Below are 13,767 nucleotides of genomic sequence, written 5' to 3'. Positions count from 1 at the left end.
CTGCCTGGCTGTTTATTATTGAGTCCTGAAAGAAGGATATTCAGGCAACGGTATATTTGCCGTAAATTTAAGAGGCACCATAAATGACATTGAAACCTGACGATCGCTGGCACTGGTATTATGATGAGAAGCAGGACAGATTAATGCTGGATCTAACCGAGGGATTGCATTTCCGTTCGCGTTTTTCCAAAAAAATGCTGACGCCCGATGCTTTCGAATCGCAGAAATTTTGTGTTGATGATGCTGCCGGTTTTTTTAATTTTGAAGAACGTTGCCGCGATGCGGATTTCAGTCATCAGCAACGGGCAGAATTGGTCCTGAATGCGCTGGTGGCCGGACGCTTCCTTAAACCCCTGATGCCCAAAAGCTGGCACTTTACCGCCTGTCATGCGGGCTGTGCGCCGGAAGCCGGGCAACTGGTTGAGGCACTGTTATCTGACACGCAGGAGCCGGTGCGTTTTCTGGTTGTCGAAGCCGGAACCAGCGCGACTCTTTGTGTTCTTGCTCAGACGTCATTACTGCTGGCCGGTAAAACGCTGTTACTGGGTGAGGCGATTAAAATCATGAACGACAGGTTACGTCCTTATGAACCTGTCGCGGAACTCTGCTTCGACCAGGTGGTTTAACGCGGGTTTTCCCCGAGAACGATTGAACTCTGCGGAATACAACTGCAACTCAGCAGGGTGTTACCGTCGACTGCCCCGGCATTCAGCGGAGTAACGTCTCCGCTTTCTAATGTCAGCCTGCAGCAGCCACATGACCCCATCCGGCAGGAATACGGGATCCGTAAACCGGCATTTTCAAGCTGTTCCAGCAAAATCTGCTGATTGTTGCCGCGGAAGGTTTTACCCTGACAGGTAATATCGATCGTGGTCGCGGCGGCGGGTGTCGTGGCAGTGGTGTTCTCCGGAGTATGTTCAGCATAGAGACGGGCCGGTTTACGGGCCAGGATGACAACGCTATCGCCGCAACGGATCACTCCACTGTTACGTGCCATCAGATTCAGACCGAAATCGATATCACCGCTATCATCGGCCGCCTGTCTGAACGTCTTCAGGGTCCTCATCGGCTCTCCTGACGGATGAGCCACTCCCCGTTCAGTACTGACCGTGGTCAGCACACAGCGACTGCAGGGTTTGGCAACATCAAATGTCACCTCACCGACACGGATCACTGCCCATTGATCTTCATCCCAGGCCGGTGCGCCGCTGACGACCAGATTCGGGCGGAATTGCTCGATACGGACCCCGGCAGGACAGCGATTTTGTAAATCATAGAATGAAGCGTCGTTGATCAGCAGAAAAGGGTACCCATCGGCGAACCCCAGCGGCACTTCCGGAGCACGTTTAACGCGACGGGCCGGGTTTTCACCTATCCAGCGTAACTGAACCGGATGGGGGAAAAACGTACTCAGCCAGCGGTTGATGCTTTCCGGGGCAATATAAGCATCAAAATGTGATCCCCAGACCTCGGTCGTTTCCCCGCCGTCACTGAATTCATCGAACCGGACCAAAGCCTGACTGCCGTCATTTGCCTGCAAAAAGAGACCTTCAGCCATGATCAGCGGCGTAAAGAGGACCATCTCAGGAAAACGGCGTGCGGTAATGAAGGTGCCTTCGGTATCCGTGATCATAAACAATCGATCCCAGGCAAGCCCGGCGGGACGGACCAGCGACTGGGAAACCGCAGTGCCACGCATGGATTTAACCGGATGAATAAATAACCGCGATAAACTAATCATAGGGGAACCCGTGAGGTAACTTTTCAAAAAGAAGCTAACTTTATGACATAGCGCTGTGATTCGCTATAATGCGCAACTATTTTCAATTAAGCAGACCTAAAAATTATGAATTCTCTTTTTGCCAGTACAGGCCGTGGGCTGGAAGAACTATTAAAAACTGAGCTGGAATCGCTGGGTGCTCAGGATATCCAGCTGGTGCCGGGAGGTGTTCACTATCAGGGCGATGATAAAACGCTTTACCAGAGCCTGATGTGGAGCCGCCTTGCATCGCGCATCCTGCTGCCATTAGGAGAGTTTGGCTTGTGGAGCGATCTCGATTTATACGTCGGTGCCCAGTCGATTCCCTGGACTGAACTGTTTGACAGCCATCAGGGATTTGTCGTGCATTTTAACGGGACCAATGAGGTGATCCGTAACAGCCAGTTCGGTGCACTGCGGATCAAGGACGCCATTGTCGATAGCTTCACCCGTAAAAATCTGCCGCGCCCGGACGTTAACCGTGACAATCCCGATATCCGCATCCATGCCTGGCTGAATAAAGATAAAGTCAGTATCTCTCTGGATTTGAGCGGAGATGCATTGCATCAGCGTAATTACCGTCAGCAGACGGGTCAGGCGCCGATGAAGGAAAACCTGGCGGCGGCGGTGGTAATGCGTTCCGGCTGGCAGCCAGGCACACCGATGATCGACCCGATGTGTGGTTCAGGTACCCTGTTGATTGAAGCGGCGATGATCGCGGCGGATCGTGCTCCGGGCCTGAACCGTGAACACTGGGGCTTCCTGGCCTGGAAAGGACATAACGACGCGCTGTGGCAGGAAGTGGTGAGTGAAGCGCGCGCGCGCGCCGGCCGGGCGATGCAGGGGAAAAAAGTTCGTTTTTATGGCTTTGATAACGACCCGTCTTTGATCCAGCGGGCGCAGGCGAATGCCCGTAAAGCGGGGATGAATGCGTTTATTACGTTTAAGCAGCAGGATGTTTTACAGCTGAAAAACACCTTACCTGAAGAAGAAAAGGGAACGCTGCTCAGTAACCCACCGTACGGGGAACGTCTGGAAAGCGAACCGGCACTGATAGCCCTGCACAGTCAGCTGGGACGTATTGTGAAGAATGAGTTCGGCGGCTGGAAATTATCCCTCTTCAGTGGGTCGCCGGAGTTACTGAGCTGCCTGCAACTGCGGGCGGAACGTCAGTTTAAAGCGAAAAACGGCCCGCTCGACTGTATACAGAAAAACTACCAGCTGATGAGCGGTGCGTCTGCACGTCAGGGCGAAATAGCGGAAGACTATGCGAATCGCCTGCGTAAGAACGTGAAAAAGCTGGATAAATGGGCCAGACAGGAAGGCATTGATTGCTACCGCATTTATGATGCCGATCTGCCGGAATATAATATTGCGGTCGACCGCTATGCGGATCGGGTCGTGATTCAGGAATATGCACCGCCGAAAACCGTCGATGCACAAAAAGCCAGACAACGCTTATTCGATGTGATCAGCGCGACATTGAATGTGCTGGAGATCCCGGCAAACCGTCTGGTACTGAAAACCCGTGAACGTCAGCGCGGGAAAAGCCAGTATCAGAAACTCTCTGATAAAGGCGAGTTTTTTGAAGTCAAAGAATATAATGCCCGTTTCCTGGTCAACCTGACGGATTACCTGGATACCGGACTGTTTATTGACCACCGGATTGCGCGTCATATGTTAGGTGAAATGAGTCAGGGGAAAGACTTCCTTAACCTGTTTGCCTATACCGGCAGTGCCAGTGTCCATGCGGGGCTGGGCGGTGCACGGTCAACCACCACGGTGGATATGTCACGGACCTATCTGGAGTGGGCTGAGCGCAATCTGCAACTGAACGGTTTATCCGGACGGGCACATCGGCTTATACAGTCAGACTGTCTCAGCTGGCTGGAAAATGCGACCGAGACGTTTGATCTGATCTTTATCGATCCGCCAACCTTCTCCAACTCTAAGCGGATGGAAGAGAGCTTTGATGTTCAGCGCGATCATCCGGAACTGATGCGCTCTCTGAAACGGCTCCTGCGTCGTGGCGGGACTATTATGTTCTCTAACAATAAGCGCGGATTCAAAATGGATCATGACGCGCTGGCTGCACTGGGTCTTCAGGCGCAGGAAATTACGCAAAAAACCCTCTCACAGGATTTTGCCAGAAATAAACATATTCATAATTGCTGGCTGATCACTGGCACGGGTAAGGAATAAATAGTTATGTCTTTAATCAGTATACATAATGCCTGGTTATCGTTCAGTGATGCGCCATTACTGGATAACACTGAGTTACACATCGAAGAAAATGAGCGTGTCTGTCTGGTCGGCCGTAATGGTGCCGGTAAGTCCACCCTGATGAAGATCATCAACCAGGAAATCGCGCTGGATGATGGCCGTATTGTGTACGAGCAGGATCTGGTGGTAGCCCGACTGCAACAGGATCCGCCGCGTAATATCACCGGTTCGGTCTATGACTTTGTGGCGGAAGGTGTCGCGGATCAGGCGCAATATCTGAAAGCCTACCACGCCATTTCTCATCAGGTCATGGAGGATCCGAGCGAGAAAAATCTTAATGAAATGGCCCGGTTGCAATCGCTGCTGGACCACCATAATCTCTGGCAGCTGGAAAGCCGGATTAACGATGTTTTACAGAATATCGGTCTGAGCCCGGAAACTGAGCTGTCTTCGTTATCCGGTGGATGGTTACGTAAAGCCGCGCTCGGCCGTGCTCTGGTCAGTAACCCGAAAGTCTTACTGCTGGATGAACCGACTAACCACCTGGATATCGAAACCATTGACTGGCTTGAGACGTTCCTGAAAACATTCAGTGGCAGCATTGTCTTCATCTCCCACGACCGTTCGTTTATCCGCAATATGGCTACCCGTATTGTGGATCTGGATCGCGGTAAACTGGTCTCCTGGCCCGGAGATTACGATAATTTTGTGCTCGGTAAAGAAGAAGCCCTGCGGGTTGAGGAACAGCAAAACGCAGAATTCGACCGCAAACTGGCACAGGAAGAAGTGTGGATCCGTCAGGGGATCAAAGCGCGTCGTACCCGTAATGAAGGTCGTGTCCGCGCCCTGAAAGCGTTACGTCGTGAACGTTCCGAACGTCGCGAAGTGATGGGTAAAGCGAATATGCAGGTGGAAGAAGCCTCACGTTCCGGAAAAATTGTCTTTGAACTGGAAAACGTCAGTTACCAGGTGGAAGGGCGGTCACTGGTTAACGATTTTTCAGCGCAGGTCCAGCGTGGCGACAAAATTGCACTGATCGGCGCGAACGGTTGCGGTAAAACCACGATGTTACGCCTGATGCTCGGTGATATAGCCGCAGACAGCGGTCGGGTACACAGCGGAACCAAACTGGAAGTCGCTTACTTTGATCAGCACAGGGCAGAGCTGGATCCGGACCGTACGGTCATGGATAACCTGGCAGAAGGTAAGCAGGAAGTGATGGTGAACGGTAAACCCCGCCATGTGCTGGGCTACCTGCAGGACTTCCTGTTCCACCCTAAACGTGCAATGACACCGGTCCGTGCCCTCTCCGGAGGTGAGCGTAATCGCCTGTTACTGGCAAAATTGTTCCTGAAACCCAGCAATTTAATGATTCTGGATGAACCGACCAATGATCTGGATGTTGAAACGCTGGAATTGCTGGAAGAGCTGATCGACGGTTACCAGGGAACCATCCTGCTGGTCAGCCATGATCGTCAGTTTGTGGATAATACCGTGACAGATTGCTGGATTTTTGAAGGCAACGGTGAGATTGGCCGCTTTGTGGGGGGCTATCATGATGCGCAGTTACAGCGTGCGGCCTATCTGCAGACCAAAAAAACAGTCAGTCCGAAACCGGCCAGCAGCGCAGATAAACCGGTAAAAAATACCGAAAAAAATGCCGCAAAACCGGCCAAACTCAGCTATAACCTGGCACGTGAACTGGAACAGTTGCCGCAGAAGCTGGAACAGCTGGAAACGCAGATTGGTGAGCTGCAAGCGCAAATGAGCGAGCCTGATTTCTTCACTCAGCCGCAGGATAAAGTGCGGGCAGCGACAGAACAACTCACGGCCACCGAGCAGGCGCTGGAAGAGGCCTTTGCCCGCTGGGAAACCCTCGAAAATATGAGAAACGGAGCATAACCCCCATGAACATAACCCGGTGTGAGCAGCTTAGTGATGCAGACACATGGGTTCTGTGTCCGCAATGTGACCTGGCCTGCCGCTTACCAGCCCTGAGTACGGGGAAAAAAGCGGTGTGTCCACGCTGTCATTCCACATTGTCTATGCGCTGGCCGGACCCTGGTGTCCGGCCAACCGTCTATAGCATCTCGGCACTGCTCATGCTGGTACTGGCGAATTTATTCCCGTTTATCAGTATGCACGTGGCGGGAATAAGCAGTGAAATTTCCCTGACCCGGATACCGGATATTATGGTTTCCGATGATTTCAGCCCGCTGGCATTCATCTTTTTAATGCTGGTACAGGTAATCCCTGCCTGTTGTCTGGTGATCCTGCTTCTGCTGGTGAACCGGGTAAAAATGCCGCACGGTTTACGCGTCATGCTGGGACGGGGATTTTTCCATCTGCGTAACTGGGGAATGGCTGAGATCTTTATGGCCGGGGTACTGGTCAGTTTTGTGAAACTGATGGCCTACGGTGAAATTGGCCTGGGGATCAGTTTCTGGCCCTGGTGCCTGTTCTGTATTCTTCAGCTCAGGGCCTTTCAGTGTGTCGATAAGCGGCAACTCTGGCTCCATATCCAGCCGGAACTGCCGGCCTTTAAAACCCCGGTTGCAGGGGTCAGCGGACTGGCGCAGGGCATGCGCGCCTGTCCCTGCTGTACCGCCATCTTACCGGTGGATAGGCGTACCTGTCCGCGATGCTTCACCCGCGGGGAGGCCCGTAAACGACAGAGCCTGCAATGGACACTGGCATTATTACTGACATCGGTAATGATTTATGTGCCGGCGAATATTATGCCTATTATGGTGACCAGTGCGCTGGGATCGACTTATCCTTCAAACATCATGGCCGGGGTTGTGCTCCTCTGGAGCGATGGCTCATACCCGGTGGCGATGATTATCTTTATTGCCAGTATTATGGTGCCAACGCTGAAAATACTGGCTATTGGCTGGCTCAGCTGGAATGCCAGTGGCAGGGGACGACGGGACAATGAGAAGATGCATCTGGTGTATGACGTGGTCGAATTCGTCGGACGCTGGTCTATGATTGATGTGTTTGTGATCGCCATCTTATCTTCACTGGTGCGCATGGGAGGGCTGATGAATATCACACCTGCTCCGGGCGCACTATTGTTTGCTACCGTCGTTATTTTAACGATGTTCGCCGCACTGACATTTGATCCTCGTTTGTTGTGGGACCGTGAAACCGAAAATCGTGTTGAGGAATCTGGTGTTGAAACAGAATAATCACGAAACAGTCCGTGTAGAAAATATCAAGAGATGGTCACCGGTATGGATAGTGCCGATTGTCACGCTGCTGATTGGCGGATGGATACTATTTTATCATTTCTCCCATCAGGGGCCGGAAGTCACTCTGATAACCAGTAATGCCGAAGGGATAGTTCCCGGCAAAACGACCATTAAAAGCCGCAGCGTTGATATCGGAATGGTGGAGAGTGCCAAACTGAGTGACGACCTGAAACAGGTGGAAATCAAAGCCCGGCTGAATAATGGCATGGAGAAAATGCTGCATCAGGATTCAGTCTTCTGGACGGTTAAACCCCAGATTGGCCGTGAAGGGATCACCGGGCTGGGCACCTTGTTGTCCGGGTCCTATATTGAACTCCAGGCCGGTACCAAAGGCGATGAACCGGACCATTATCAGTTGCTCGATGCTCCTCCTCTGGCACCACCGGATGCCAAAGGTATTCGTATTACGCTGGACAGCATGAAAGCCGGACAACTGAATGCCGGTGATCCGGTGCTGTTCCGTGGATATCGTGTCGGCTCGGTCGAAACCAGTAAATTCGATACCGATAAACGTCTTATGAGCTATGAACTGTTTATTCAGGCACCTTACGATCGTCTGGTGACGACCAATGTGCGTTTCTGGAAGGACAGCGGTATTGCGGTGGATATGTCTGCTTCCGGGATGCGGGTAGAGATGGGATCACTGACGACTTTATTCAGCGGTGGTGTCAGCTTTGAAGTTCCGGACGGGGCGACCCTCGGAGAGCCGGCGAAGAACCACGCGGAATACCATCTGTATGATGACCATAACTCTATTCAGGAATCCATGTACACGCGTCATACCGACTTCCTGATGTTCTTCAATGAGTCGATCCGCGGTCTGCAAGCCGGTGCACCGGTGGAATTTCGGGGTATTCGTCTGGGTACCGTAGCGAAAGTGCCTTACATCATGCCGGGCAAATATGAAAAACTGGGTAATGACTACCGTATCCCGGTCCTCATCAGGATAGAGCCGGACCGCTTTGCGGCCAGTGTCGGAGATAACTTTAACCTGCAGCAGCACCTGCAGGAAGGGCGTCAGCATGGACTAAGGGCCAGCCTGAAAACGGCAAACCTGATCACCGGGGCATTGTATGTCGATTTAGACTTCTACAATAATGCGCCGCAGTTCAGCGGGCCTGATAGCGTCGCGGGTTATGAAGTGATCCCGACGGTCGCGGGCGGACTGAACCAGTTGCAGCAGAAAGTCATGAGCATTCTGGACAAGGTGGACAAACTGCCACTGGCACCGATGCTGACGGAAGCGACCGGTACGCTGAGACAAAGTCAGAAAACACTGCGTGAGTTACAAACTACTCTGGATAATGTGAATAAAATTACCGGCAGTCCGGCAATGAAAACATTACCGGCAGATATGCAGCAGACATTACGTGATCTTAACCGCAGTCTGAAAGGACTTCAGCCTGGTTCACCGGCTTACAACAAGCTGGTCGGAGACATGCAGCGGCTGGATCAGGTTCTGCAGCAGTTGCAGCCTGTGCTGAAAACCTTAAATAACAAAAGTAATGCCTTAGTATTTGAGGCCTCCCCGGGTCATGACCCACAGCCGAAGAGGGCAAAACAGTGAAAAAAGGGTTAGCTATTTGCTTTGCGCTGCTCCTCAGTGCCTGTAGCAGCGATGCGAATAAACATTACTACCAGTTACCCGCAGTCAGTACGTCGGCAGGCGGTGACGTTGCTGTCAGTCAGGTCTCCGGCGCACCCCGTTCTCTTTGGGTAGAGCCGGTGACTGTGTCAGATTATCTGTCAGGTAACGGGATCGCTTATCAGACCAGTGATGTGCAGTACGTTATTGCGGCGAATAATCTCTGGGCCAGTCCGCTGGACCAGCAGTTACAGCAATCACTGGTCAGCAATCTCAGCCAGCAATTACCGGGCTGGCTGGTCAGCGGTACCATGACAGGGAGTAATGATTACGACACGCTGTCTGTGAACGTCACCGGCTTCCACGGTCGTTATGATGGTAAGGCTGTGATCACGGGGTCCTGGATACTGCAAAGTAATAGCAAAACGTTCCGTCAGCCGTTTTCTCTGGTTCTCTCGCAGGATAAAGACGGTTATGCGGACCTGGTCAGAACGTTGTCCGCAGGCTGGCAAAAGGAAGCCGCGCAGATTGCGCAGCAGATAAGCCAGTAACTCCCCACAAAAAACCGCCGCCGTCAGGCGGTTTTTTTTTGTCCGCTGAATGCTGAATCAGATAATTCCGGAGAGGTGGGCAGGCCCCGTCTTAGCAGCAATACGCAAAACGCAATGCGAAATTCCCGCAATTGAAGCCGATATTTGAGATTGATCTTTTCTGCCTGAGACGGTAGAAATAAGGGGTGGTTGCACATTAATTAACCACAATTCTTTCTATCCCGTCCCACCTTAATCGAAATGAGGGAAAGCAGGTATGAAGAGACAAAAAAGAGACCGCTTAGATCGTGCACATTCACGCGGCTATCAGGCCGGGATTACCGGACGTCCAAAGGAGAACTGTCCTTACCAGACGACCGATACGCGCTCCCATTGGCTCGGAGGATGGCGGCTAGCCATGTCCGAACGCTCAGTATTTGCTTAACCCTGAGGACCTGAGAAAACCAGGGCTTCTGCATGCTGGCCGGAGCCCTGGTGAAAACAATCATACCCGTAGTATTCCCCATGCCCCCTGGTAACACTTTCCTTTTAATACCCGATAAACATGACACTCTGATGACAGCGTATGCCGGAACTCAGCAGATGATTGTCTGTCTCACGTCACTTTACTGAGAGTGGTCCGCTGCGGGACCTTGCAGCCAGAAGGACGAACATGGCCCTGAAGAGACAAAAATGGCCCTCAGGCTGATAGCGGTCACTTTAAGTGAACGGCATTGTTTTTAAGAGGATATTCTGGTTGTCAGGCCCTGACTTACTCTTCTTACTTCCGTTCCCTTTCCCTGCTCAGGAGTACCCGTCCAAAGCGCTGGCGAGGAGGCTGAGCGTGTCATCAAGACGCTGTACCTTGTTAATGATATTGATGATCATCGTCGACGGATAATGGCCGGGTTAAATCAGGGAGAAGGCTGCCAGGCCGGTGACCAGCCATACCATGGACTCAAGAGGTCATTTCCGTTTGTGGAGCGTGGTAGTATCGGTAAAAGGAAGTGCCAGCGGAATCAGCTCAGCAGGGAGAAAATTTGCAAGAAGCTGTACTTCATCAGAAGCGGTAAGATGGATTCATGCCCGGTGAGGGTGAAAGTTCCATTTAAAAAGGGTCCATGTTGAACATGAACCCTTTTTACATCATGCACTGGATCGATCAGGTCGTCTTAAACGATCGGCATTAGCCCTCAGGCCCCTTTTTTCTGATAAAGCGGGTTTATCAGAATGCGCCGGTATCTTTGAACAGGCCGACTTTCAGATCGCTGGCAGTATAGATGAGTTTGCCATCGACAAAAACTTCACCATCTGCAACGCCCATCACCAGCTTACGGTTGATAACACGTTTGAAATGAATTTTATAGGTCACTTTCTTCGCGGTAGGTAATACCTGACCCGTGAATTTAACTTCACCGACACCCAGAGCGCGGCCTTTACCTTCGGCACCCAGCCAGCCCAGATAAAATCCGACTAACTGCCACATGGCATCCAGTCCCAGGCAGCCTGGCATCACAGGGTCATTGACAAAATGGCAGGCAAAGAACCATAAGTCCGGAGTAATATCTAACTCAGCTTCAACGAAACCTTTGTCGTAATTACCGCCTGTTTCAGACATTTTGATGACCCGATCCATCATCAGCATATTACCGGCAGGTAATGGAGGACCATTCTCGCCAAATAACTCACCGCGTCCGGAGGCAGCAAGATCTTCTTTAGTATAGGATTCGCGTTTTTCTACCATGTCAGTTTTCTAACCTTAAATTTATGAATGACGGAGAATAGCGTACAGCTGTACGCTGAGCAAGTCCGATTAGTTCTGGTTGAACCAGTTCAGCCAGCGAAATAAGCCGCTGCGTGGTCGTGGTTCGGGCAGGGTCGCCCGGGCAATCCGCTCCTGAACGAGAGATAACAGATCATCTGTTTCTTCTTCCGTGCGCCACTCTTTGCCGGTCAGGATAGCCACCGCATCATCCGCACGGTCAATCGCCCACAGATGAAACTGACCTGCTTTAACGGCATCAACAACGTCCTGGCTCAGTGAAAGATGACGGACATTACTTTGCGGAATGATCACCCCTTGTTCACCGGTCAGTTCATGTTGTGCACAGACAGCAAAGAATCCTTCAATCTTCTCGTTCAGACCGCCCACCGGTTGAACATTACCGAACTGGTCAACCGACCCCGTCACCGCGATGGATTGTGAAATCGGTTGCCGGGATAAGGCACTGATGAGGGCACAAAGTTCCGCCAGTGATGCACTATCGCCATCCACCTCAGAATAAGATTGTTCAAATACCATCGACGCGCTGAAGGGGAGTTGCTGTTCGAGCTCCAGTTCTGCAATCAGATAGGCCTGGATTATCATCATCCCTTTCGCATGCAGATTACCCCCCAGCTCCGCTTTACGCTCAATATCCATAACTTCACCATCACCATAGTGCACGACACAGGTAATACGTGAAGGTTCACCCCAGGGGCGGGGATGCCCCGGGAAGTCCAGTACAGACAGGCCATTGACCTGACCGATGACTTCGCCACTGGTCTCAATCAGAATCTGTTGCTCACCGATTTCTTCCAGCATTCTTTCCGGCAGGTAGCTTTCGCGCCACAGACTTTCTTCCTGAGCTCCTTGCAGGCTCTGTGCTGTTATTTCGCCGCCATAAGTAAAGGCAGCAGTTAACTGCCGGTTTATCCAGCGCGGACAAAGGGGTAATAATGTCTGGTCACCGGTATAGCGACAACCTTCCCCGATAAGTAATGGCCAGGCATCGTCGGACAGCGCAGGAAGCCCTTCACGTAATGCCACCTCTCTGACACCTTCACACCAGAGAGCCATATCCTGATCGTCATTGATGCGCCACTGCCCCTCAAATTCCGTGTAAAGCGCATCTTCCAGAAATTCCGGCTCCTCTTCGCCGAAATCAGCCAGCGCATCCCGGTCACCGCAGAGGATCAGTTTTACCTTCAGAGGTATTGCCGGCAGTGAGACGGGCAAAGGATGTTTATCATCCGGGGAGAGCCACTCGAAGTATCCCCGGGAGATAAATTTTTTCAGTCGCAACCACATCAGTGGCTGTGCAATTAAGGTACGCACGGAAAGGATCAACGCACCACCATTGGCTTCATGCAGTAAACCGGGTTCCGGAGTCCAGTGACCGTGCGTGCCGCGGACGACACCAAACAATTGGGCACTTTCAATCCACTCCGCGTAATGCACCCCGGGCTGCTGTCTGAAGGTGGCAGTATCGGGGGGGGCCGGGGTAAGGGTATACTGGCCTGCCGCCTGAGAACGATAATTCCATCCCCGTGATTCCTGAGCAGATTCATCAACCGACAGATAGGCCTGCGCAATAGAGGACAGGTAATCACTATTTTCCTGACTGCGGATTATCAGTACCGGTGAACGTGGTTTGCATGCCAGATAAGCCAGCGCATTCATTAATCGCGGCTGAAGGGATGACAGGATATCACCTTCATCCGGGACAGACTGTGTGAAGGCAGACTGATAACGGGAAGTATCTGGCTGCAAGGCTTGCCAGGGGAGTTGAGTTCTGATCAAAGTTATCGCATTTATCCGGAGTTAATAAACCATCGATTATACAGAAAATAAGGGGATGAAACAGTGCGGCATACAGCGACCGGCTCCGGTGACCCGCATAATTAATCCTTACTACAGCAACCCGAAAAACTGTTATTCTTAATCGGTGACCTGAAGATGATGAGATCCCGATGAAATATCTGCAACTTGAAAATCTGGAGTCCGGCTGGAAATGGGCCTACCTGGTGAAAAAGCATCGGGAAGGGGAAGCCATCACCCGGTATCCGGAGCACAGTGCGGCACAGGAGGCCGTGCGGTGGCTTATCTCTTTTGAACATCAGCCGGAAGATATTAACCAGTGGATTGACCAGCATATGAATCCCGGGTTAGTGAACCGAATGAAACAGACTATTCGTGCACGGCGTAAGCGCCATTTCAATGCAGAACATCAGCATACCCGTAAAAAGTCGATAGACCTTGAATATCTGGTCTGGCAACGTCTGGCAGGACTGGCCCGGCGCCGCCATAGTACGTTATCTGAAACCATCGTTCAGTTAATTGAAGATGCCGAGCGTAAGGAAAAATACGCCAGTCAGATGTCATCGCTGAAACATGACCTGGAGTCTATTCTGGGGCAGCCTGAGAAAAAATAACCGCAGTTCGCGCAGTGATATCGCGCGGGGGGCAAAAGCAGAAGGGCAAAAAAAACCCCGCATTCGCGGGGTTTTTTATTGTCACCCCTAAACCACCTCCTAGGGAGGTGGTGATTGATCCTGTAAGGCTATAGCCTGAAGAATACCCATGCCGGAATATCTCTGCTTACTCACCACAAGTAAAAGGAGACAAACCAACATGGGGCTTTACAGGAGTTCATC

General features: G+C 51.7%; 11 protein-coding genes and 1 pseudogene. 9 read left to right on the top strand and 3 right to left on the bottom strand.

Features of this window, described 5'->3' with window-relative positions:
- Positions 1-83 precede the first annotated feature (83 nt).
- Positions 84-626 carry a cell division protein ZapC gene (locus tag JK223_RS08865; protein ID WP_212713829.1) on the top strand — a complete coding sequence of 181 codons (543 nt, stop codon included), beginning with the start codon at positions 84-86 and terminating at the stop codon, positions 624-626.
- Here the strand turns inward: JK223_RS08865 and JK223_RS08860 are convergent.
- Positions 623-1,741 carry a YcbX family protein gene (locus JK223_RS08860; RefSeq protein ID WP_212713828.1) on the bottom strand — a complete coding sequence of 373 codons (1,119 nt, stop codon included), beginning with the start codon at positions 1,739-1,741 and terminating at the stop codon, positions 623-625. The genes JK223_RS08865 and JK223_RS08860 overlap by 4 nt on opposite strands.
- 105 nt (positions 1,742-1,846) lie before the next feature.
- Here JK223_RS08860 and rlmKL point away from each other — a divergent pair, with 105 nt between their 5' ends.
- From rlmKL to JK223_RS17155, 7 genes and pseudogenes are all read left to right on the top strand, one after another.
- Positions 1,847-3,961 (top strand): bifunctional 23S rRNA (guanine(2069)-N(7))-methyltransferase RlmK/23S rRNA (guanine(2445)-N(2))-methyltransferase RlmL, encoded by a 2,115-nt coding sequence (rlmKL, locus tag JK223_RS08855; RefSeq protein ID WP_212713827.1) that lies wholly within the window; start codon positions 1,847-1,849, stop codon positions 3,959-3,961.
- Positions 3,962-3,967: 6 nt separating this feature from the next.
- Complete coding sequence (locus JK223_RS08850) at positions 3,968-5,884, top strand: ABC transporter ATP-binding protein (RefSeq protein WP_212713826.1); 1,917 nt, start codon at positions 3,968-3,970, stop codon at positions 5,882-5,884.
- A 5-nt stretch (positions 5,885-5,889) separates the two neighbouring features.
- Positions 5,890-7,173: a membrane integrity-associated transporter subunit PqiA gene (gene pqiA, locus JK223_RS08845; protein WP_212713825.1), complete on the top strand. Its 1,284-nt coding sequence runs from the start codon at positions 5,890-5,892 to the stop codon at positions 7,171-7,173.
- Positions 7,160-8,803, top strand: coding sequence for an intermembrane transport protein PqiB (gene pqiB / locus JK223_RS08840; RefSeq protein WP_212713824.1), 1,644 nt, complete (start codon positions 7,160-7,162; stop codon positions 8,801-8,803). The genes pqiA and pqiB overlap by 14 nt, the downstream gene beginning before the upstream one ends.
- A complete protein-coding gene (gene pqiC, locus JK223_RS08835; protein WP_212713823.1) occupies positions 8,800-9,372 on the top strand; it encodes a membrane integrity-associated transporter subunit PqiC in 573 nt (190 codons plus the stop codon). The genes pqiB and pqiC overlap by 4 nt, the downstream gene beginning before the upstream one ends.
- Before the next feature lie 256 nt (positions 9,373-9,628).
- On the top strand, positions 9,629-9,796 hold the full coding sequence (gene rmf, locus JK223_RS08830) for a ribosome modulation factor (RefSeq protein ID WP_212713822.1): 168 nt from the start codon (positions 9,629-9,631) through the stop codon (positions 9,794-9,796).
- Positions 9,797-10,176: 380 nt separating this feature from the next.
- Positions 10,177-10,479 (top strand): annotated as a pseudogene (locus JK223_RS17155) (hypothetical protein); the annotation flags it as partial.
- A 97-nt stretch (positions 10,480-10,576) separates the two neighbouring features.
- On the opposite strand, the gene fabA reads toward JK223_RS17155, so the two are convergent.
- Together fabA and JK223_RS08815 are read right to left on the bottom strand one after the other, a co-directional pair.
- Positions 10,577-11,095: a bifunctional 3-hydroxydecanoyl-ACP dehydratase/trans-2-decenoyl-ACP isomerase gene (fabA, locus tag JK223_RS08820; protein WP_025902821.1), complete on the bottom strand. Its 519-nt coding sequence runs from the start codon at positions 11,093-11,095 to the stop codon at positions 10,577-10,579.
- Between the two features lie 69 nt (positions 11,096-11,164).
- Entirely contained in the window at positions 11,165-12,913 is a 1,749-nt protein-coding gene (locus JK223_RS08815; RefSeq protein ID WP_212713821.1) for a Lon protease family protein, read from the bottom strand.
- Positions 12,914-13,083: 170 nt separating this feature from the next.
- On the opposite strand from JK223_RS08815, the gene matP reads away from it, so the two are divergent.
- Positions 13,084-13,545 (top strand): macrodomain Ter protein MatP, encoded by a 462-nt coding sequence (matP, locus tag JK223_RS08810; RefSeq protein WP_212713820.1) that lies wholly within the window; start codon positions 13,084-13,086, stop codon positions 13,543-13,545.
- Positions 13,546-13,767: the final 222 nt, after the last annotated feature.

This window comes from Tatumella sp. JGM118 (assembly GCF_018257515.1).
GTDB lineage: Bacteria > Pseudomonadota > Gammaproteobacteria > Enterobacterales > Enterobacteriaceae > Tatumella > Tatumella terrea.
This window is presented reverse-complemented; position numbering and strand designations above follow the sequence as displayed.

Excerpts from the sequence above, each read along its gene's own strand:
- JK223_RS08865 (WP_212713829.1), top strand. The coding sequence starts at position 84 with ATGACATTGAAACCTGACGATCGCTGGCACTGGTATTATGATGAGAAG.
- JK223_RS08860 (WP_212713828.1), bottom strand. The coding sequence starts at position 1,741 with ATGATTAGTTTATCGCGGTTATTTATTCATCCGGTTAAATCCATGCGT.
- rlmKL (WP_212713827.1), top strand. The coding sequence starts at position 1,847 with ATGAATTCTCTTTTTGCCAGTACAGGCCGTGGGCTGGAAGAACTATTA.
- JK223_RS08850 (WP_212713826.1), top strand. The coding sequence starts at position 3,968 with ATGTCTTTAATCAGTATACATAATGCCTGGTTATCGTTCAGTGATGCG.
- pqiA (WP_212713825.1), top strand. The coding sequence starts at position 5,890 with ATGAACATAACCCGGTGTGAGCAGCTTAGTGATGCAGACACATGGGTT.
- rmf (WP_212713822.1), top strand. The coding sequence starts at position 9,629 with ATGAAGAGACAAAAAAGAGACCGCTTAGATCGTGCACATTCACGCGGC.
- fabA (WP_025902821.1), bottom strand. The coding sequence starts at position 11,095 with ATGGTAGAAAAACGCGAATCCTATACTAAAGAAGATCTTGCTGCCTCC.
- matP (WP_212713820.1), top strand. The coding sequence starts at position 13,084 with ATGAAATATCTGCAACTTGAAAATCTGGAGTCCGGCTGGAAATGGGCC.